Annotated in this window: 18 protein-coding genes; 3 read left to right on the top strand and 15 right to left on the bottom strand. The window is 63.7% G+C overall.

The features are described from left to right. Window positions 1-82: 82 nt before the first annotated feature. Genes LB545_RS06150 through LB545_RS06140 form a run of 3 tightly spaced genes read right to left on the bottom strand, consistent with a single transcriptional unit; the run spans window position 83 to window position 3,632 of the window. Window positions 83-1,111: an ABC transporter permease gene (locus LB545_RS06150; RefSeq protein WP_224704658.1), complete on the bottom strand. Its 1,029-nt coding sequence runs from the start codon at window positions 1,109-1,111 to the stop codon at window positions 83-85. Next, window positions 1,108-2,100 carry an ABC transporter permease gene (locus LB545_RS06145; RefSeq protein WP_224704657.1) on the bottom strand — a complete coding sequence of 331 codons (993 nt, stop codon included), beginning with the start codon at window positions 2,098-2,100 and terminating at the stop codon, window positions 1,108-1,110. The genes LB545_RS06150 and LB545_RS06145 overlap by 4 nt, the downstream gene beginning before the upstream one ends. Beyond that, entirely contained in the window at window positions 2,097-3,632 is a 1,536-nt protein-coding gene (locus LB545_RS06140) for a sugar ABC transporter ATP-binding protein (RefSeq protein ID WP_140556178.1), read from the bottom strand. The genes LB545_RS06145 and LB545_RS06140 overlap by 4 nt, the downstream gene beginning before the upstream one ends. 640 nt (window positions 3,633-4,272) lie before the next feature. Here LB545_RS06140 and LB545_RS06135 point away from each other — a divergent pair. Further along, complete coding sequence (locus LB545_RS06135; protein WP_224704656.1) at window positions 4,273-4,710, top strand: GFA family protein; 438 nt, start codon at window positions 4,273-4,275, stop codon at window positions 4,708-4,710. A 28-nt stretch (window positions 4,711-4,738) separates the two neighbouring features. Here the strand turns inward: LB545_RS06135 and LB545_RS06130 are convergent, their stop codons facing one another. From LB545_RS06130 to LB545_RS06075, 12 genes are read right to left on the bottom strand one after another with little or no spacing between them, the layout of a single operon-like run. Beyond that, entirely contained in the window at window positions 4,739-4,993 is a 255-nt protein-coding gene (locus tag LB545_RS06130; protein WP_224704655.1) for a cytochrome C oxidase subunit IV family protein, read from the bottom strand. A gap of 5 nt (window positions 4,994-4,998) precedes the next feature. Beyond that, window positions 4,999-5,640 (bottom strand): cytochrome c oxidase subunit 3, encoded by a 642-nt coding sequence (locus LB545_RS06125; protein WP_224618024.1) that lies wholly within the window; start codon window positions 5,638-5,640, stop codon window positions 4,999-5,001. Further along, window positions 5,637-7,280 (bottom strand): cytochrome c oxidase subunit I, encoded by a 1,644-nt coding sequence (ctaD, locus tag LB545_RS06120; RefSeq protein ID WP_140518010.1) that lies wholly within the window; start codon window positions 7,278-7,280, stop codon window positions 5,637-5,639. The genes LB545_RS06125 and ctaD overlap by 4 nt, the downstream gene beginning before the upstream one ends. Then, window positions 7,277-8,236 (bottom strand): cytochrome c oxidase subunit II, encoded by a 960-nt coding sequence (coxB, locus tag LB545_RS06115; protein WP_140518009.1) that lies wholly within the window; start codon window positions 8,234-8,236, stop codon window positions 7,277-7,279. Before coxB ends, ctaD begins: the two co-directional genes overlap by 4 nt. Beyond that, window positions 8,233-8,985 carry an SCO family protein gene (locus LB545_RS06110; RefSeq protein WP_140556184.1) on the bottom strand — a complete coding sequence of 251 codons (753 nt, stop codon included), beginning with the start codon at window positions 8,983-8,985 and terminating at the stop codon, window positions 8,233-8,235. Before LB545_RS06110 ends, coxB begins: the two co-directional genes overlap by 4 nt. Continuing rightward, window positions 8,982-9,482: a hypothetical protein gene (locus LB545_RS06105; RefSeq protein WP_140522231.1), complete on the bottom strand. Its 501-nt coding sequence runs from the start codon at window positions 9,480-9,482 to the stop codon at window positions 8,982-8,984. Before LB545_RS06105 ends, LB545_RS06110 begins: the two co-directional genes overlap by 4 nt. After that, the gene (locus LB545_RS06100; protein ID WP_224704652.1) at window positions 9,475-10,605 is read right to left on the bottom strand and encodes a hypothetical protein; all 1,131 of its coding nucleotides are present in this window, start codon (window positions 10,603-10,605) and stop codon (window positions 9,475-9,477) included. Before LB545_RS06100 ends, LB545_RS06105 begins: the two co-directional genes overlap by 8 nt. Continuing rightward, window positions 10,602-11,138, bottom strand: coding sequence for a c-type cytochrome (locus LB545_RS06095; RefSeq protein WP_140522234.1), 537 nt, complete (start codon window positions 11,136-11,138; stop codon window positions 10,602-10,604). Before LB545_RS06095 ends, LB545_RS06100 begins: the two co-directional genes overlap by 4 nt. After that, window positions 11,135-11,662 (bottom strand): DUF3341 domain-containing protein, encoded by a 528-nt coding sequence (locus LB545_RS06090; RefSeq protein ID WP_140518005.1) that lies wholly within the window; start codon window positions 11,660-11,662, stop codon window positions 11,135-11,137. Before LB545_RS06090 ends, LB545_RS06095 begins: the two co-directional genes overlap by 4 nt. Beyond that, window positions 11,659-13,032, bottom strand: coding sequence for an NrfD/PsrC family molybdoenzyme membrane anchor subunit (gene nrfD, locus LB545_RS06085; RefSeq protein ID WP_140675663.1), 1,374 nt, complete (start codon window positions 13,030-13,032; stop codon window positions 11,659-11,661). The genes LB545_RS06090 and nrfD overlap by 4 nt, the downstream gene beginning before the upstream one ends. Next, window positions 13,025-16,000 carry a TAT-variant-translocated molybdopterin oxidoreductase gene (locus LB545_RS06080; protein ID WP_140561457.1) on the bottom strand — a complete coding sequence of 992 codons (2,976 nt, stop codon included), beginning with the start codon at window positions 15,998-16,000 and terminating at the stop codon, window positions 13,025-13,027. Before LB545_RS06080 ends, nrfD begins: the two co-directional genes overlap by 8 nt. Then, window positions 15,984-16,640, bottom strand: coding sequence for a cytochrome c3 family protein (locus tag LB545_RS06075; protein WP_140496135.1), 657 nt, complete (start codon window positions 16,638-16,640; stop codon window positions 15,984-15,986). The genes LB545_RS06080 and LB545_RS06075 overlap by 17 nt, the downstream gene beginning before the upstream one ends. 195 nt (window positions 16,641-16,835) lie before the next feature. Between LB545_RS06075 and LB545_RS06070 the strand changes: the two genes are divergently transcribed. Together LB545_RS06070 and LB545_RS06065 are read left to right on the top strand one after the other, a co-directional pair. Beyond that, window positions 16,836-19,304 carry a membrane-bound PQQ-dependent dehydrogenase, glucose/quinate/shikimate family gene (locus LB545_RS06070; RefSeq protein WP_224704650.1) on the top strand — a complete coding sequence of 823 codons (2,469 nt, stop codon included), beginning with the start codon at window positions 16,836-16,838 and terminating at the stop codon, window positions 19,302-19,304. 151 nt (window positions 19,305-19,455) lie between these two features. Then, window positions 19,456-19,608 (top strand): peptide ABC transporter permease, encoded by a 153-nt coding sequence (locus tag LB545_RS06065; protein WP_140496137.1) that lies wholly within the window; start codon window positions 19,456-19,458, stop codon window positions 19,606-19,608. Window positions 19,609-19,623: the final 15 nt, after the last annotated feature.

The raw sequence follows: 19,623 nt of genomic DNA, 5'->3' as shown, positions 1-19,623 counted from the left end.
ATTTGGCCCTTGCAGGTGCCGGACCAGAGCCTGTGAGAACGTTCTCACAATTGGACAAAACCCATTTCACGCACAGGCATGGTCACTTCCTCCGCGTCAGCATTCGATTTCCGAGATCGGCCAGGAATTCACCGCGCAGCACCAGCAGGGCGGCGACAATGATTGCGCCCTCTATGACGGTGCGCCATCCTTCGTTGAGGCCGATGGCGGAGATAACGGTGCCAAGCGTCGTCAGAAGAATTGCGCCGCCGACCGTCCCGATGAAAGTTCCGCTGCCGCCGAGGATCGAGGAGCCGCCGACCACGACGGCAGCGATGGAAGGCAGCATGTAGCTGTCGCCCATCCTCAGCGTCGCCCCGTTCGAATAGCCCACCAGCATCATGCCGACGAAGCCTGCGCAAGCGGCACTGATCGCATAGGGGACGAGCTCGAGCCGATTGACAGCGACGCCGGCGATAAGGGCGGCGTTCCTGTTGGTGCCAAGGGCGTAGAGCCGGCGGCCGAGCGCAGTGAAGTTCTGCAAGAACCAGCCGAACAGGATGAAAACGACGGTGAAGTAGATGACCAGCGGCACGCCGAGGAACCATTCCTTCATCAGCCACAGCAAGGCGGACGGGGAACCGCCGCGCGGCGTCCCGCTGGTATAGCCCAGCGCCACCGAAGCCACGACGATCGAGGTCGCCATGGTCATGATGAAGGGAGGAACCTTCAGCCAGACAATTCCCAGTCCGCTGATCGTGCCGACCAGCGCGCAAATGACCAGAATGGCCGGCAGCATGTACCAGATGCCGGCGTTGCCGCTACCAATCCAAGTCGTCGTCAACACGCCGCCGAGCGTGATGAGGGCGGGGACCGATAGGTCGAGCCCGCCGATCAGGATGACGAGCCCTTGCCCGAACGACAAAACGATCAGGAAGGACGCGAGGATAAGAACCGTCAGCACCTGATCCCAGGAACCCAGCGCCGGACTGATGAAGCGCGAGCACACCACAAGCACGACACTCAGCCCAAACACCACAAACGTATTCACCACCTCCCGGTCGAGCCTTTGCCTGCCGCGCCGGTCGGAATTGGCCTCGAAACGCGTTGCGACGTCCTTATGCGCGTTCACCGGATCTCTTCCTTCTTGAGCAGGCGCGCCACGGCGCTGCCGAACACGATCGCAAGCACCAGCACGAAACCTTGGAATATGCCGGTGTAGAAGGACGAGACCCCACCCGAGAAAAGCACCTTCTGCAAAAGCATCAGCGTACCGGCGCCGAGGATCGAGCCAACGAGGCTGCCTCGGCCGCCGCTCAACGGCGTGCCGCCGAGCGCCACCGCGGCAAAGGTGAGCATCAGGAATGGCGTGCCGGCTGTCGGATTTCCTGTCGCCGTCTGGGCGCTCAGCATGAAGCCGGCGACGCCGTAGAGGATGCCGGCGCCGACAAAGGCCGTGATGCGTACCCCTGCGACGGGCACGCCGGAGAAGCGAGCCGACTGCTCGTCGGCGCCGATCGCATAGAGGCCGATCCCGGTATTGGTCCGCCGGAAGGCAAGCCAAAGCGCGATGGTGGCAACCAGAAACAGCCCGGCGATCGGGATGATACCGAACAGGGTGTCGGTCAGCGTGTAGGTGACGAAGTCGGCAACCATACCGCCAGGCGCGTCCAGGATAACCAGCGCAAGCCCCTGGCAGACGATCATCGTGCCGAGCGTCGCCGCGATGGTCTGCAGCCCAAGCCTGGCCACGAGAATGCCGTTGATTGCGCCGACGGCACCGCCGATCGCACAGCACATCAGGAGGCTGGCCAGCGCACCGCCAGGACCATCGAACGGATAGACCGCCATCAGCACATTGGTCAGCGAGACGACGCCTGCGACGGACAAGTCGAAGCCGCGGCTGATGACGACCAGCGTCTCGCCCGCTGCCGCGAGCGCCAATGGCGTCGAGTTGTTGACGAGGTCGGTGAAGGTGTAGACCGAAAGCGCATCCGGTTGCCAGAACGCGTAGAGCGCATAAAGCAGGACATAGATTATCGCCACGATGCCGGTGCCGCTGATGACAGCCCTCCATAACGCGGAGCGGCGGGGCGCGGGATTTGCCTGGACCGCGGTCATGCGGCCACTCCATTCACCGCGCCCGCAGCGTGGCCGATCAGCGCGCCGACTATAGTCGGCTCATCGATGGCATCGCCCTGATATTCGGCGAAGACGCGGCCGCCATAGAGCACCATGCAGCGATGCGCGAGATGGACGAGTTCCGGCAGTTCGGACGAGTAAAAGAGCACCGAGCCGCCATCGGCAGCGAACTTCCGGATCGCCTCGTAGATCGACTGCTTGGTTCCGACATCGACTCCACGCGTCGGATCGAAAAGCAGTAGAGTGCGCGCACCCGTCATCATGACGCGCGCCAGAAGCGCCTTCTGCTGGTTGCCACCGGAAAGCTCGTCGATCTTGAACTGCAGATAGCGCTCCTGCAGTTCGACCGCCTCAGCGGTTTTTTTCGCAATGCGACGCTCGCTGGCCGGCCAGACGACGCCACCCTGCGCGATACGCGAAATGATAGGCAACACCATGTTGCTGGCGGTGCTGAGGCCGGCGAAAATCCCTTCCGACTTGCGGTCCTCCGGCAGGTAGGCAAGGCCGTTGCCGAAATGGAGCGCGGCGCCCGGGCTAGCGATCTGGGCGGGCACGCCGTCGATCTCGATGCCGCCGCTTTTCGCCTTGGAGAGGCCGATCATCGTCCTGAACAGGTCGCGTTGGCCCTGCCCCTCGAGCGCGGCGATGCCGACGATCTCACCTCGCCTGACATCAAACGACACGTCGCGCAAAATGCCGCCGGAGAGGCCCCGAACGCTGAGCGCGACGGGCGCGGTGTCGGCGACCAAAGGCTGCGAGGCGGTCGTCTCACGCGCGCTTCGGCCGACCATCATCTCGAAAATGTTCTCGTCCGAAGCGCCGGACAACTCGACGGTGCCGATGCTGCGGCCATTGCGCAGGATGGTGGCGCGCGAACACAGGGTGCGCACCTCGCCGAGGCGGTGGGAAATGTAGAGGATGGCGGTCTGCAGGTTCTTCTGCCGGCGCACGAGCTCAAACAGCCATTCGACGTCCGCCAGCGCGGCTGTCGGCTCATCGAGGATCAAGAGCTTCGAGGCATGGGTGAAGGCGCGCACGATCTCAAGCCGCTGACGATCCGAAAGCGAAAGCACGCCGACGGGCGTGTCAGGATCAAAGTGGGAGAGAGCGTAGTCGTTAAGAACCTTGCCAGCTGATGCCGTGGCGGTGCGGCGCGAGACGAGACCTAGCTTACCCTTCGGCATTTTCGGCAGCACGAGATTCTCGGCGATGCTGAGATTCGGCAGCAGGCTGAGTTCCTGAAAGGCCGTCGCCACGCCCTGCGCCCGCGCATCGATGATGCCATGCGGCGCATAAGGCTTGCCGAAGATCGACATGGATCCGCCGTCAGGCGTCACGACGCCGCTGAGGATTTTCACGAGCGTCGATTTGCCGGCGCCGTTCTCGCCCAACAGCGCATGGACTTCCCCTGGCCGCAGATCAATGGAGACGGAATCGAGTGCGACTGTGGGTCCGTAGGATTTTGCAATATTCGCGATGCGAACAGCCAGCCGGATCTCGTCGGTACCCATACCTCCTCCCAAAAGGTAAGTCCGCCGCAGCGGTGAGAACGTTCTCTGAGAACGTTCTCACTAATCCACAAGCACCGCCGGCTTGTCAATTGTGAATCGTTCATTCCTTGTCGAACGCACCAGGCTACCGGCCTCCGGGCGGCACTTGGCCGTCTTTTGAGTGCTCAGAAGTGGCTGAGCCGGCGCCTTTTCTGGGCGGCTGGTCGGGGGGCGCCCGCCGGGATGGATTCTGCCCCTCGGACTGATGCGTTTTCTCATTCACCTCGCCTGAAGGGCGCGTCAGGCCTTGCCCGGACGCCGGCGGCTTGTTGCCTGCGGCGTCCTGGGAGAATGAATCGGCGGGATCGCCGTCGCTCCTGGCCGGATATTTGGTGGCACCAGTCTCGCGGCGATTTTCGCTTCCAGTCATGGCCGGTCCTCCTTTGGCACAGTCATAACCTGGTTTCGACCGGCAGGTTCCAGCGGCTAGGCCGGAAGCGCAGATTTGAATCCGCCGCCGCTCCTATGGCCGAAACCAATTTGGCGGCGCTGCGTTGACCCCGCAGGATCAGATCCCCCAACAGCTTCGGAGAAAATTCATGCTCGACCGCAGCGGAAGCGCCGTCCTGACGACCGACAGTCTCTGACAACGGGCAGCAACATGGCTCGCATCGAGCGCGGACATTGTTTTTGCGGTGCCGTCATGGCGGTGATGGAAGGAGAGCCTTTCTGGATCTGCTTCGATCATGACGACGATTGCCGGCGGGCGACCGGCGGACCGATGACCATCTGGATCGGCTATCGCCCGCACCAGGTCGAGCTGACCGCCGGGAAGCCGAAGACCTTTTCGAAGACGAAGGGGGTCATCCGCTCCTTTTGCGCCGATTGCGGTACCTCGATCTTCTATGCCGACGAAGGCCTGCGTGACGAACTCTATGTCTCGATCGGCTTCATGGACGCGCCGGAGCGGTTTCCGCCACAGGCACAGGCCTATTGGGATATGCACCTGCCATTCATCAACATGGCCGACGGCTTGCCCCGCGTCGACGGCTACACGAGGCGCCGTGATCCAGCCCTGGGCAATCCGCGCGAACGTTGATGACGCGCGCCACACTAGGCCCCGCAGGCTATTGCCCGATCAGGGTCAGGCCAAAGAGAATGGCCAGCCACAGGCCCACCGCCGCGACCGCGAGCCTGGGGAGGATGCCCCCGCCCGCCAGATGCATGAACAGCAGCGCGATCACCACTGTCTTGGCAGCCGCCGCGGCAAGGTTGATCGCGGAATTGAACCCACCGAGGTCGACAAACGAAGAGCCGACGGTAAGCGCCAGCAAGGCGAGCAGCGCGAGATAGGCGAATGTGAGCTTGGCGAGGTCGCTCATCGTCGTCAGGCCCGGTTGATCAGATAGAGGACCGGGAACAGGAACACCCAGACGATGTCGACGAAATGCCAGTAGAGTCCGATCGCCTGCACGCGGCGCGCCCGGCTCGCCTGCGCGGTCCTCGGCCTGAGCAACAGCATGCCGGCAATCACCGCGATGCCGCCTATCAGATGCAGCGCGTGCAGCGATGTCATGGCGAAATAGAGCGCGAAGAAGAATTCGGCATGGGCCGGATCTGGGCCTGCGAAGCGGAACGGCGCGCCGAGCACCGGCGCCAGGCCCTCGCTGAATTCCTTGCTGTATTCGACGGCCTTGATCACCAGAAAGATGCAGCCAAGCAGGCTCGTGGACATCAAGGCCCAGAAGGCGGGCCGCCAACGCCGGGCAGCCGTGAACATATGGGCAAGCGCCATCGCGAAGCTGCTGGTGATCAGAACCGCCGTATTCAGCGTGCCGAGCGGCAATGACAGATGTTGCGACGCCGCGGCGAATGCCGCGCCATAGCTCAATCGGGCGTAGAGGAACACCAGCACGATCGCGCCGAACAGCATCGCCTCGGAGCCGATGAAAATCCACATGCCGAACGCATCGGCCGCCTTCTCGCGGGCCCGTGTATCGAAGGCAATGCTTTCGGTCGGCCCGCTCATGAGGCTTCGTCCCTGTGCGGGCTGAACGTCTCGTGCCTCAGGCCTTTCATGGCATAGTCATAGGCCGGCCGCCTGACCACGGGCATGGTGTCGAAATTATGCGGGGGCGGCGGCGAAGCCGTCTGCCATTCAAGGCCGGTCGCGCCCCACGGGTTGGCCGGCGCCCGCGTCCCGCGAAACAGCGACCAGCCGAGATAGAGCAGCGGCATAAGATAGCCGACGGCCAGAACGACCGCGCCGGCCGAGGACAATACGTGCCAGAACTGAAACTCCGGCGGATAGGTGTGATAGCGCCGCGGCATGCCGAGAAAACCGAGCACGAATTGCGGGAAGAAAGTCAGGTTGAAGCCGAGGAAGGTCACGGTCGCGGCGATACGGCCCCAGGTTTCGGAATAGACGCGGCCGGTGATCTTCGGCCACCAGAAATGCAACCCCGCCATGTAGGCCGTCACCATGCCGCCGACCATGATGTAATGGAAATGCGCCACGACGAAATAGGTGTCATGAACGTGGACGTCGACGGCGAGAGCGGCCAGGAACAGGCCGGCCAGCCCCCCGAAAGTGAACAGCGCCAGGAAAAACAGCGCATAAAGCATGGGCGTCTCGAAAGTGATTTCGCCCTTGCGCAGCGTCAGCGTCCAGTTGAACACCTTTATCGCCGAGGGGATCGCGACGCAGAACGACAGGAACGAGAACACGATGCCGGCATAGGCCGACTGGCCTGATACGAACATATGGTGACCCCAGACCAGGAAGCCGAACACGGCAATCGCCATCGAAGACATCGCCACCGCCTTGTAGCCGAACAGCGGGCGCTTGCTGAAGCAGGGCAGCACTTCGGAAACCACGCCCATGCCGGGCAGGATCATGATGTAGACCGCGGGATGTGAGTAGAACCAGAACAGATGCTGGAACAGCAGCGGGTCGCCGCCCAGAGCGGGATTGAAGATGCCGATACCGAAGGCACGCTCCAGCACGATCAGGATCAGCGAGGCGGCCAGCACCGGTGTCGCCAGCACCATGACCAGCGCGGTCGCATACATCGTCCAGACGAAGATCGGCAGTCTGAACCAGGTCAGCCCCGGCGCGCGTAACGTGTGGACGGTGACGATGAAGTTGATGCCGGTCATGATCGTCGAGAAGCCGACGATGAAGACACCCAGCGCGGCCATCGAAACGAAGCCGTTGGCATAGAGCGTCGAGAGCGGCGTGTAGAAGGTCCAACCCGTGTCGACACCGCCGGCGAGCACCGCGGCCAGGGCAAAGGCGCTGCCGAAGATGAACACGTACCAGCTGGCGAGATTGAGCCGCGGAAAAGCGAGATCGCGCGCGCCGATCATCAGCGGCAGCAGGAAATTGCCGAGCGTCGCGGGGATCGACGGCACCAGGAAGAACCACACCATGATGATGCCATGCAGGGAAAACAGCCTGTTATAGACATCGTCCGACACCAGATCGCCCGCAGGCGACGCGAGTTCGATCCGGATCATCACGGCAAAGGCACCGCCAAGAAAAAAGAACGCCGTCAGCGACATCAGGTAGAGCCAGGCGACGCGCTTGTGGTCGGTGGTCAAGAGCCAGGCGGCAGGTCCGGCCTCCCCATGCAGATAGCTCGAAGGCGCCAAGGCTTGCCTGCTCATTGGGTCGCCCCGCTTTCCCTGGTTGCTCGCGGCGACAGGGATTTGAGATATGCCAGCAGCATCTGTAGCTCCTGCTCGTCGACAAGGCCGTCAAAGCTCGGCATCACGGGTTCATACCCGGCGGCGATCTCCTTCTTCGGATTGAGGATGGAATCGCGCAAATAGCGGTCGTCGGCAATGACGGTCTGTTGATTGTCCAAGGCCACCGGCCGTCCGAAGACCCCAGCCAGATCCGGCGCCCTCACCTTGCTGGAATTGCCATGGCAGCCGGAGCAGCCGAGCGCGCGGAAGAGTTTTTCGCCGTCGGCCGCAAGCGTTTCACCCTGGCCCTGGTTGCCCAGCCACGCCGCATATTCTTGCGGCGGCATCACGGTCACCCAGCCGCCCATCTCCGAATGCTGGGTGCCGCAATATTGCGCGCAGAACAAATGATACCGCCCGGGCTCGCTGGCGATGAACCAGACATGCGTGGTGCGCCCCGGCACCGCGTCCTGCTTGACCCGGAAGGCAGGTACGAAGAATGAGTGGATCACGTCCTGCGATGCCAGCGACACGATCACCGCCTTGCCGACCGGCACATGCAGTTCGTTGATTTCACGCTGGCCGCCAGGATGACGGAACTCCCACATCCATTGCTTGCCAAGGCCGGCGATCTCGAGTGCGTCAAGGGGCGGGTGTTCGCGGCGCAGGAACAGCACGGCTCCCCATCCGAAGATGGTGAAAGCGATCAGCAGGCTGGCGACTGTCCAGGTCACCTCGAGCGGCGTGCTGCGCGCACGCTCCCCCGTTCGCTCCACCTTGGAGCCGGCGCGATATTTGATGGCGTAGAAAACGACCAGGCTGGTCAGGAAGACGCCCAGCGCGACGGTGAAGGCAAGCAGCACGTAGAACAGGGCGTCGACACTGCCGGCAATCGAGGAGGCCTGCGGCGGCGTAAAAGGGATGCCGAACGTCAAATCGGCCTCCTTCGCGACAGAACGAGGATGGTGGCGCCAAGGCCAAGCAGCGTCGCCATGCCAGTCACCTTCACGACTGCCCAGACCGCTGGCGTGTACTGGCCCTTTGATGCATCGAAGCCGGCACACAGCAGAAAGACGTGATCGGCGATGGAGCCAAGCCGCCCGGCCGACGCCTCGACCAGGGCAAGCCTGAGATCGCGCGGCTCGAAACTCAGCGCCGGAAGTACTTGCGCGATGCGGCCTTGCGGCGTCAGCGCGATGACCGCGATCGGGTGGACATATTGCGAGATCCGGTCGCGCCGGTCGAATGTGATGCCGGCCTCCACGGCAAGGGCGGCGCCAGCGCCATCCTCGCTGGTCAAGAAGCGCCACGCGGACAACCCTGCCTGACCGGCGGACCGCCCGACTTCGGCTTGGATGGACGCCGCATCCGCGACGGTCTCGGAAGCATCTATCGAGACGAAGAGAGCGTGGTAGGTCGCGGGATCGAGGCCGGTCTTGTTCAGATCCGAGGCAACCGCCTGCTGGGTCACGCCGCAGAGGTTGGGGCATTTGTCGTAACCGAAGATGAGCAGCGCCGGCCGCCCGCCGAGAATGCCGGAAAGCGTCTGCCGTCCGCCCGAAGCCTCGCGGAAGACTGTGTCGAGGCTGACCTGCGCGCCGATCTGCGGTTCGAAAACCGGCCGCGCGCGCACGCTGGCGGTCATTGCAGCCAGGAGCACGAGCGGCAGGACCAAACGCCTCATGGCCTCGCCCCCATGGCCGGTGCGGCCTGGCCCTGCTGCGGCGCCCCGGCGTTTGGCTGCGCCGCGTCCGCTCGGGCGCGGCAAATGCCGGCCTGCGGCGCGCGCGGAACCTGGCCTTCGAGCAAGGCGCAGTCCTCACCGGCCGCAGCGGGCGTTACCGCCTCCGGCAGTCCCTGGGCGGCGATCAGCTTCATGGCGTCGTCGATCGGAATGCGCGCGATGCCACCATTGCGGTCGACCCATGCAAGCATGCCGAGTTCACGATCTTCCTGCTGACGGAACGCGGCAAGATCGGCCCCGGGGAAATCCTGCAAGGCGGGACCTGCGGCGCTGCCGTTCATCTGCGTGCCCGCAAGTGGCCAGAACGGGGCCGTATCGAAAATCAGTCTCAGCCCAAGCGCGGCGAGCGCCAGGAAGACAAGCAGGCCGAGGCCAATGAGCACGAGCGCCCTCGGCCAGACATCGCGTGTTTCGGGATGACGCACGACCTTAGCCACGGGCCAGCCTCCCGCGCCAGACGACGATGCGATCAGGCCTGGTCCAGATATAGACGAAGCACCCGAACCAGATGCCGCCCGCGCCGACCATTGCCGCGAGGTCCGGCCACGACACTTCTGCACCGAGGGCGGACAAAGCCGGCCGGACGCGCCAGGCGACATCGGCGAAATGTCCGGCCAGCAGGAACGCGCCGAGCCCTATCAGGCCAACGCGGCTGCGCTTGACGGAGCGGTTCAGGAAACCGGCGAAGGGCAAGGCAAATTGCAGCGCGATCAGCAGCCAAAGCAGATACTGCCAGCCATTTCGACCACGGATGACATACCAATGGATTTCGTCGGGCAGGTCGCCGCCCCAGACGACCAGCCACTGCATGAATGCCAGATAGGCCCAGATGAGCATGAAGCCGAACATCATGTTGGCGAGGTCTTCGCCGAGCGCCACGTCCTCCTCGCCACCCGGCGCCGACTCGATCGCACGGCCGGCCGAGAGCACCGCCAGCGCCAGCCCGCACACGCCGACGACCTCGGCCGCCGCTTCGAGCATCGCATAGATGGCGGAGGAAAAATCCGGCTCTATCGACATCATCCAATCGATGGCAAACACCGTCACGGCAAAGCCGTGCGCGACGAGCCCGATGGCGTAGCCGCCGCCGGTCCTGCTTGCGGCCGAACCGGGCGCCGTCCAGCCAAGTACAAGCCAGGCCAGCGCCAGCCAGACGACAGCATAGACGATGAAACGAACGACGAAGAATGGCACGTTGAGATAGGTCATTTTCTGGCGCACCGCTTCCGTCAGCGCCGGGTCGGCTCCTGCCCAGGGAAAGACCAGATCGAGCCGCGCAAGCACCGGCAGCATCAACAGCAGCGCGACAGGCAAGCTCGCGACGGCGGCCCGCAGCGGCGGCCGCAACGCGTCGCCCCAGCGCCCCCCGGTCAGGCCGTGCACCATGAGCAGGGTCATTGCGCCAAGCGGCAATCCGAGCAGGAACACCGCCGTCATCAGCCAGCCGGCCAGTGTCGCGCGCGGGGCGACGAACAGCCCGGCCGCGCACAGAGAGAGCCCTGCGGCGGCGGCTGCGAGCAGCAGGACGAGGTGGTCGTCGGGCCGGGCGGCGCGCTTCATCGTGCCGCCTCGGCATCGAGTTTCGCGCGAAGGGATTCGGGCAGCGTGCCGGCCGCAGCATGTCGCGAATATTGCAGCGCCCGGATATAGGCCACGATCGCCCAGCGGTCCCGCGGCTCGACACGCGCGGCATAGGGATACATCGCACCGTAACCGTCGGTGATGACGTCGTAGAAATGCCGGTCCGGCGCCTTGCGCAGCGCATCTTGATGGTAGGTCGGAGGCGGCGGGAAACCACGCCTGACCACCATCCCGTGCCCGTCGCCGGTCCGGCCATGGCAGGGAGAGCAGAATATATCGAAGCGTTGCTGCCCACGCTGAAGCAGCGCCATGGTGATCGGGTACGGGAATTTGTCCGGCGTCGCCGCCAGGTCGGCGTCGCGCGTCACCGTGCCTTCGACCGGTGTCCTTGCCGACATGCCGTCGGCGAACTCTCTGCTGGTTTCGAGCGGATCGTAGCGAGGCTGGTCGGCCATGTCCTGCTTGCAGGCGCCGAGGAGCAGGCAAACCGGCAAAAGCAGCCGCGGGTTCATATCGCCACCTCTTCGACCGTCTCGGCGCCAAGCCGTGTCAGCTGCCCCTTGGTGACGCCCTTGCGGTATTTCGGGTCGGTGGCCTCGATCAGCAGGTAGAACTTGCCGCCGCTCGCGTAGGTGAAGCTCTCGGCGTTGAAGACGGGGTGATAATATTGCGGCAGCCGGTTCTCGGCCAGCATGCCGAAGAAGCCGGCAAACACGCTGGCCAGGATCGCGGCTTCGAAGGCGATGACCGTGAACGGCGGCCAGGAATGCAGCGGCCGGCCGCCGACATTGACCGGATAGTCGATCTCGACGGAATAAAGGATCAATGCATAGACCAGCACGCCGCCGGCGACGCCACCCGCCAGCATGACCCATGGCAGCCGTGTCTTTCGCATGCCCAATATGTCTGTCAGGCCGTGCACCTCGAAAGGCGAGAACGCATCCATATGCCGGTACCCCTTGTCGCGCATCGCTTGCGCCGCCCTGGTCAGCGCATCCGGATCGGCGAAAGCCGCGATGACGCCATGGACGCTCATGCCGCGCCGCCTTTCTGCTCGGCCAGTTCCTCGACCTCGAAGATGGTTATCGCCGGCAGGATGCGGATAAACAGGAAGACCAGCGCGAAAAAGGTGCCGATCGATCCGAGCAGGATGCCGAAATCGAGCCAGGTCAGCGACTGCTCGCCCCAGGACGACGGCAGGTAGTCGCGGCTCGGGCCGGTCACCACGATGATGTAGCGCTCCAGCCACATGCCGATGTTGATGACCAGAGCGATCGAAAACAGCAGCGGCATATTGGATCGCACACGGCGAAACCAAAGCAGTTGCAGCACCGCGCAATTGCAGAAGAGCATGGTCCAGAACAGCGGCGCATAAGGGCCGACGGCGCGCTGGACCATCATCGCGCGCTCGTAAGGCTCCCCCGAATACCAGGAGAAGAACGCTTCCGATGCATAGCCGTAAATGACGACCATGCCGGCCGCGATCATCAGTTTGGCGGCGTTGTCCATGTGGCGCGGCGTGATCAGGTCTTCCACAGCGAATGCCCAGCGCAAGGGAATGGCTATGGTCAGCACCATGGCGAAGCCGGAAAGGAGCGCGCCGGCGACGAAATAGGGCGGAAAGATCGTCGAATGGAAGCCCGGCGTGATGGCGAAGGTGAAATCGAGAGCGACGATCGAATGAACCGAAACGACCAGCGGTGTTGCGAGTGCCGCCATCAGGAAATAGACCGTTCGGTATCGCGCCCAATGATAGGCCGAGCCGCGCCAGCCAAGCGCGAGGACGCCGTAGAAAAGTTGCCCGCCACGCGACTTCGCCCGGTCGCGCAGCACGCCGAGATCAGGCAGCAATCCCGTGTACCAGAACAGCAGCGAGACGGTGGCGTAGGTGGAAATCGCGGCGAAGTCCCAGACCAGCGGGCTGCGCCATTGTGGCCAATGCATGTGGGTGTTGGGCAGGGGCAGGAGCCAATAGAAGAACCACGGCCGGCCAAGATGCAGGATAGGGTAGAGGCCGGCCATCGCCACGGCAAACAGCGTCATCGCCTCGGCGAAGCGGTTGATCGAGGCGCGCCAGGGCTGGCGCAGCAGCAGCAGCACCGCCGAGATCAGCGTACCGGCATGGCCAATGCCGATCCACCACACGAAACTTGAGATCATCGTGCCCCAGACCACGGGAATGTTGACCCCATAGGCGCCAACGCCGACCGAGACCAGGTAGGTGATGGAATAGAGGAACAGCAATACGAAGGCGAAGCAGACGAAGAACGCCGACCAGAAGAACCGCGGCAACTTCCCTTGCAGGACCACCGCGCTGATACGGCCGCTGATCTCTGGAAAATCGTGACGCCCGCGCAGCACAGGTGTCATGCCTTTGCTCGTCCTGCGGGCGGCCACGTCAGCCATCGCCGCCCTCCGAGCCGGATGTCGCGGCGAGCCTGTCGTTAGGGTTGCTGACCTTGCCCAGATAGGTGGTGCGCGGTCTTGTGTTCAGTTCTTCGAGCAGCGCGTAATTGTGTGGCGAGGCCTTTTCCTGGACGACCTGCGAATCCTTCCTATTGAGATCGCCGAAGGTGATGGCCTGTGTCGGGCACGCCTGCTGGCAGGCGGTGACGATCTCACCGTCCTCGATCTCCCGGTTCTCGATCTGGGCGCGGATCCGTTTTTGCGAAATGCGCTGTACGCAGTAGCTGCATTTTTCCATGACGCCGCGCGAACGCACGGTGACATCGGGATTGTGGACGGCCTGCTCCGGTCCCGCGCTGTCCTTGTCGAACTCCTGGTACTCCAGGAAATTGAACCGCCGCACCTTGTAGGGACAGTTCTGCGAACAGTAGCGCGTGCCGATGCAGCGGTTGTAGACCTGCGCGTTCAGACCGTCATGCGTATGGATGGTCGCATTGACCGGACAGACGACCTCGCACGGGGCCTTCTCGCAATGCATGCACGGCACCGGCTGGAAGAACATGTCCGGATCGTCGATCCCGCCCGCATAGTAGCGGTCGACGCGCAGCCAGTGCATTTCGTGGCCGAGTGCCGCCTCGTCCGGCCCCACCGTTGCGATGTTGTTCTCGGCCTGACAGGCCGACACGCAGGCCATGCAGCCGATGCAGGCCGACAGGTCTATCGACATGCCCCAGGCTTCCTGGTCATAGCTCCAGTCGGGGTAGAGCGATTCCACGGGCGCTGGGGGCGCGTGGGCGCGCACGAAATGGGGATTTGCCCTGAACGCATCGAGCGAAGCATGGCGGATGATCGCCCTGCCCTCCATCGCTTGATGATGCTGGGTCGTGACTACACGCGCCGAACCGCCGCGCGGGCTCAGGACGACATCGTCGGCAAACCATGGCGCATCGCTGGTCCGGATCGCGAAGGCGTCGTAGCCGCCTGCGAGTGCCGCCACCGAGCCGGCCTTGCGTCCAAAACCGAGCGACAGCGTCACTGTGTCGTCAGGCTGTCCCGGCGTGATCCAGACGGGTGCGTCCAGCGTCCTGCCGTCCCGCGCCAAGTTGACCACCTGCCCGTTTTCGAGCCTCAGGCGCTGCGCGGTGGCTGGCGAGACCAGCGCCGCATTGCCCCAGACGAGCTTGCTTAACGGCCGGGGCAATTCCTGAAGCCAGGATGAATTGGCGTGGCGGCCGTCGCGAAGCCAGGGATCGGCGACGAAGCGAACCTCCAACCCTTTGGTGGCGGCATTGGGTTCCGAGCCATCGCTATCCGGCGGTGCCGAAACGGCAGCGGGACCAGCAGCAGTGTTCGGCACGATGCCGTCGCGCAGCGCCTTGCGCCAGGCCACCTCGTCCATGGCGGCCCACGTCCGGCGCACCGGTGCCTGCGCATTGGCGCCGAATTCACCGCCCAGCGCGGCAAGCAACTGATGCAGGCTCTTGCCACCGAACAGAGGCTCTATGAGCGGCTGCACGATCGAGACCGTACCGTCATAGGCCCGGATATCGCTCCAGCTCTCCAACTCGTGCGCGGCTGGGATATGCCAGCGAGCCAGAAACGCCGTCTCATCGCGGTAGAGCCCCCAGTGGACAAGAAGCTTCAGGCTCGAAAAGGCCTTCCGCGCATCGATCTCCGATGGTGCCGTGTGCAGGGGATTGGCGCCGAGCACGACGACCTTGTCGACCGAACCACCCGTTATGGCCCGGCAGAGCGCGGCAAGATCGCCATCCGCCGGCATGGCATCAGGCGGCTCGATCAATTGCAGCGTGTTGCCAAGGGCACCAAGCCTGGCGTTCAGCGCGAAGGCCAAGGCATGCACGAACGGTGCCTGGTGCGCTCCGGGCACCACAAGCGCATTGCGGCCGGCGCTGCGCAGATCGTCGACAAGCGCGTTTATCCATTCCGGATCGAGCGGCGACAAGCCGACCGCGGCATTGTCGCCATCAAGGGCGGCCTTGATCGCCGCCGCAACGCTTGCGACGGCGCTTGGCCTGACGGCATGGCGATGGTCGGCGGCAGCACCCGTGATGGTAGGAGTCGTCTCGACGACATAGAGGCGGCTCATCGTGTCCGTCGATTTGCGCACCCGCCGCCGCTGCGCGAAATCACGAGCATAGGCCAGGCGCCCCGGCCCATCGCCCAGGAAATCGGCATCCAGGCTGACGATCACATCGGCGCGGTCGAAACGGTAGATCGCCGTCAACGGCCTGCCGAACAATGTACCCGTTGCCTGTTCACCGGAACTGGCCGCAAGCGGATCGTGGCGGAAGACGCGAAGTCTGGGATAGCGCGCCCTCAGCGCCGCGATCTGCGCCTTCGTCGTCGGCGATGTCGTCGCCTCGAGCAGCAGTGCCAGCCCTTGCCCGCCTGAAGCGAAGAATTCACCAGCCAGTCCGGCGATATCTTTCAGGAACTCATCGTAACTTGCAGGCTCGCCCAGCTTGAGCGGCGTGCGAGATCGCTCGGGATCGAACAGCGACAACACCGCCGCCTGCATGACGGCATCGGTGGCGCCGCGCGATGCCGGATGATCCGGGTTGCCCTCGACCTTTGTCGGCCGGCCCTCATGGCTCTCGATCACGGCTCCGATGCCGTAGCCGTCGCTGGAGAGGGCTGTCGCGTAGTAGAGCGGCCGGCCGGGAATGATGTTCTCCGGCTGGCGGACATAAGGCACGATGCTCTCGGCCTCGCTGCAGGCGGCCAGTCCGGCCAGCGACAGCGATGCACCCATCAGTTTCAGGACGGTGCGCCGGTCGAAGCCAGGCTGAAGGCGATCGGCCATCGCGGGGAATTCCGCCTCCACAAAGCGCTGGAACTCCGCCGTGTCAGCCAGTTCGCCCATGCTTCGCCATGGCTCGCGCCCCGCCGCGGCGAGCCGCAATGCCGCAAGATCGAAAGCCGGATTTCGGTCAACGGTGGCAGACATAGCAATCCGTCATGGTCTCGGGATGAATGTCGAGCACGCCGATCAGGGAACGCCGGATCTGCTCGATGTCGTCAGGCGGCTTCCAGTGCATCAGGAAAACGTCCCGCGGCGGGCGAAGGTTGGGACCTGGGTCGCGGTGGCAGCCAAGGCACCATTCCATCGACAATGAATGCGCCCGTCGCGTCAGCGGCATGTCGTCGACCGCGCCATGGCAGGTCTCGCAGGCGACGCCCTTCGCGATATGGATGGAGTGGTTGAAGTAAACGAAATCCGGCACCGAATTGACCCGCTGCCATTGCAGCGGCTGTCCCGAAGCGAGACTTGCGCGCACCGGCGCCAACATCTCGGCATTGGTGAAGAGCTGCGAATGACAGGTCATGCACACTTCTGTCGCCGGCAGCCCCGCCGAGGCTGATGTCTCGACCCCGTTGTGGCAATAACGACAGTCCAGTCCGATATCGCCGACATGATGCTTGTGGCTGAACGGAACGGCCTGGGCCACCGGTTGCCCCACGCCGGTAACGAACCCTGAACGCAAAAACGCCGTGCCGCCGACGGCCGCCAGAAGCGCGAAACAGCAAACACCCCACAGAAAGAAGCGGGCAATCCCATTGGCGTTGCTGGAAAAGACCTGCGGCATCCTCGCCGATTTTTCGCTTGGAACAAGCTTTTGGATCGAGCGCCTAACGGCGGCAAAGCGACAAAGGTTCCGTCGGCGCGGAATGCTCACAAAATGGTGAGTTGGGAGCACCCTCGAAAACCGCGGCCGATCGCAACCATGCGGGACGGCCAGCGTTCGAAACAATCATGAGCCTGTCGTAATGGAAATGCTGTCATGACTTCTGCCAATCCGAATCTCGCCGACAGGCGTCGCTCCGGCGTCGCCTTCTGGTGGACTATCTTCGTGGGTGTGCTGCTGGCAATACTTGGTTTGCTGATCGGCGCAGGCGGCGCCTGGCTCGTCGCGCTGGGCGGCTCCTGGTACTATTTGCCCACCGGAGTGACTCTCCTGGCGGCGGGTGTTTTGCTTTTGAGCGGCAATGCCGCCGGAGTCTGGCTCTACGTCCTGACCTGGATCGCGACGCTCGCCTGGGCTTATTGGGAAGTTGGCATGGACGGCTGGGGGTTGATGCCCCGGGTGCTCGCGCCGACGGTCATCCTGATCTTCGTTCTTTTGACCTTGCCTGCCTTTCGCGCCGGGCACGCGAAACGGGTTCGCGACCGCGGCTGGGCGACCGCATCCGCTGCCCTTTTCATTGTCGGCTGCGCGATCGGGCTTCAGCATTTCACGCCCTCGGCACAATCCCAGGAGGCATCCCCGGTTGCCCCGGTCACGCCACCCGCCGCAGGAAGCGCATCTGGTCAGTCTCCGGTCAGCCCTCAGCCCAATGTCGCCATACACGAGGCTGGACCGAATTGGCCCGTCTATGGCGGCTCGGAACTTGCCACCCGCTATTCGCCTCTCAAACAGATCACCGCCGACAACGTCGCGAAGCTGACCAAAGTTTGGGATTTCCACACGGGCGATATGCCAAGCAAGGCGGCGACCGACAAATACTCCCCGGAAAACACCCCCCTCGAAGTGGACGGGCACCTGTTTGCATGTTCGGCCAAGGGCATCGTCATCTCGGCCAACGCGGCAACCGGCAAGGAGGAGTGGCGCTATGATCCGAAGGTATCCGACGCCGCCATCCCATACGGTGCCAGTTGCCGGGGCGTCGCCTACTACGCCGTTCCGGGTACAAGCGCCGATCGACCATGCGCAACACGCATCCTGTGGGGCACGCTCGATGCAAGGCTGATTGCCATCGACGCCAGGACCGGGAAGGCATGTGGCGATTTCGGCCAGCAGGGCGTCGTCGATCTCACCCAGGGGCTCGGCAAGACCGTGCCCGGCTGGTATTCGGTGACGGCGCCTCCGACCATCGTGCGCGGCATTGCCGTGCTTGGCGCCCAGGTGCAGGACGGCCAGGCCGAGGATGCGCCGTCAGGCGTCGTGCGCGGCTATGACGTGGTCTCGGGGAGACTGGTCTGGGCTTGGGACATGGGCCATCCGGACCGCACGGGCGCACCGCCCCAGGGCGATACCTACACGCGCGGCACGCCGAACATGTGGACCGTGGCCGCCGCCGATCCGCAGCTCGGCTATGTTTTCCTGCCGCTCGGCAACGCCGCCGTCGACTATTATGGTGTCGATCGCAAGGACTTCGAAAACCAATACAATTCCTCAATCGTCGCCATCGATGTCACGACGGGCAAGCCGGTCTGGCATTTTCAGACCGTCCATCACGACCTTTGGGACTATGACCTCGGTTCGCAGCCGACACTCGTCGATTTTCCGTCAGTCAATGGAAAGGTTCCCGCAATCATCGTGCCCAGCAAGCAGGGCCAGATCTATGTGCTCGACCGCAAGACCGGAAAATCGCTGTTCCCGGTCGAAGAACGGCCGGTGCCGTCGGGCGGCGTCGAACCAGAGAAATTGTCCAGGACGCAGCCTTATTCCGGCTATGCCCATCTCGACCAGCCTGTGCTGACCGAGAAGGATATGTGGGGCATGAGTCCGCTCGACCAGCTCTACTGCCGCATCCAGTTCCGGCAGGCTTCCTACCAGGGCGAATACACGCCTCCGACGGTGGACAAGCCTTTCATCGAATATCCCGGCTACAATGGCGGCTCCGACTGGGGAAGCGTTGCCGTCGACACCGACGCCGGCATCCTGGTCGCCAATTACAACGACATGCCCAACTATGATCAGTTGATACCGCGCCAAAAGGCGGACCAGATAGGCTTCAGGTCGATCGAACAGGGCGGCGCTTCGAAAAGGGCCAAGGACATGGGTGACCCGCAGATGGGTTCGCCGTACGCCATTGCCGTCAACGCGGGCTGGCGCCTCTCGACGGGGCTGCTTTGTTCCGAGCCGCCTTACGGCCATATCCGTGCCATCGAGCTGAAGACAGGCAAGACGCTCTGGGACAAGCCGCTCGGCGAGGCGGTCGAGAATGGCCCTTGGCGCATCCCGTCCATGCTGCCGCTGGATATCGGCACGCCAAACAATGGCGGGCCGCTCGTGACCGCCGGCGGCCTGATCTTCATCGCGGCGGCGACGGACGACAAGCTGCGCGCCATCGACATCAAGACCGGCAAGGTGGTCTGGCAGACGGATCTGCCCGCTGGCGGCCAGACCACCCCGATGACCTATGAGGTCGGCGGCCGGCAATATGTCGTCATCGCGCCCGGCGGTCATCATTTCATGGAGACGAAGGTCGGCGACGACGTGATCGCCTATGCGTTGCCGGCCGACTGATGGCGCTCCCGGCGTGGCCCGGACTGGCTTGCGCTTGTCGGCTGGCAAAGCGTGACCCCGGCCGTCAGCCCCCGTGATTTCTGGGGAACCTTGCCGGGATGAGCAGGTTTAGCTGCCTGAGACACTCCAAATTCGTCGGAAGGAGCAGCTCATGAGCAACGATCCCGACAAGGAGGGGCCTGTTTTTTCCGCAGAGGATGCGCGGCAAGGCGAGATTATCCTGCGAACGCGAACGCGCCGTATCATCTTCATTGCGGGACTTGTCGGCATCGTGCTGGTGATGATGCTGCTGCACTTCGCCTAGCGCGGCCGGCCACAA

This window comes from Mesorhizobium sp. BR1-1-6, assembly GCF_020165355.1.
Classification (GTDB): domain Bacteria; phylum Pseudomonadota; class Alphaproteobacteria; order Rhizobiales; family Rhizobiaceae; genus Mesorhizobium.
This window is presented reverse-complemented; position numbering and strand designations above follow the sequence as displayed.

Excerpts from the sequence above, each read along its gene's own strand:
- LB545_RS06145 (WP_224704657.1), bottom strand. The coding sequence starts at position 2,100 with ATGACCGCGGTCCAGGCAAATCCCGCGCCCCGCCGCTCCGCGTTATGG.
- LB545_RS06140 (WP_140556178.1), bottom strand. The coding sequence starts at position 3,632 with ATGGGTACCGACGAGATCCGGCTGGCTGTTCGCATCGCGAATATTGCA.
- LB545_RS06135 (WP_224704656.1), top strand. The coding sequence starts at position 4,273 with ATGGCTCGCATCGAGCGCGGACATTGTTTTTGCGGTGCCGTCATGGCG.
- LB545_RS06130 (WP_224704655.1), bottom strand. The coding sequence starts at position 4,993 with ATGAGCGACCTCGCCAAGCTCACATTCGCCTATCTCGCGCTGCTCGCC.
- LB545_RS06125 (WP_224618024.1), bottom strand. The coding sequence starts at position 5,640 with ATGAGCGGGCCGACCGAAAGCATTGCCTTCGATACACGGGCCCGCGAG.
- ctaD (WP_140518010.1), bottom strand. The coding sequence starts at position 7,280 with ATGAGCAGGCAAGCCTTGGCGCCTTCGAGCTATCTGCATGGGGAGGCC.
- LB545_RS06110 (WP_140556184.1), bottom strand. The coding sequence starts at position 8,985 with ATGAGGCGTTTGGTCCTGCCGCTCGTGCTCCTGGCTGCAATGACCGCC.
- LB545_RS06100 (WP_224704652.1), bottom strand. The coding sequence starts at position 10,605 with ATGAAGCGCGCCGCCCGGCCCGACGACCACCTCGTCCTGCTGCTCGCA.
- LB545_RS06095 (WP_140522234.1), bottom strand. The coding sequence starts at position 11,138 with ATGAACCCGCGGCTGCTTTTGCCGGTTTGCCTGCTCCTCGGCGCCTGC.
- LB545_RS06090 (WP_140518005.1), bottom strand. The coding sequence starts at position 11,662 with ATGAGCGTCCATGGCGTCATCGCGGCTTTCGCCGATCCGGATGCGCTG.
- nrfD (WP_140675663.1), bottom strand. The coding sequence starts at position 13,032 with ATGGCTGACGTGGCCGCCCGCAGGACGAGCAAAGGCATGACACCTGTG.
- LB545_RS06080 (WP_140561457.1), bottom strand. The coding sequence starts at position 16,000 with ATGTCTGCCACCGTTGACCGAAATCCGGCTTTCGATCTTGCGGCATTG.
- LB545_RS06075 (WP_140496135.1), bottom strand. The coding sequence starts at position 16,640 with ATGCCGCAGGTCTTTTCCAGCAACGCCAATGGGATTGCCCGCTTCTTT.
- LB545_RS06070 (WP_224704650.1), top strand. The coding sequence starts at position 16,836 with ATGACTTCTGCCAATCCGAATCTCGCCGACAGGCGTCGCTCCGGCGTC.
- LB545_RS06065 (WP_140496137.1), top strand. The coding sequence starts at position 19,456 with ATGAGCAACGATCCCGACAAGGAGGGGCCTGTTTTTTCCGCAGAGGAT.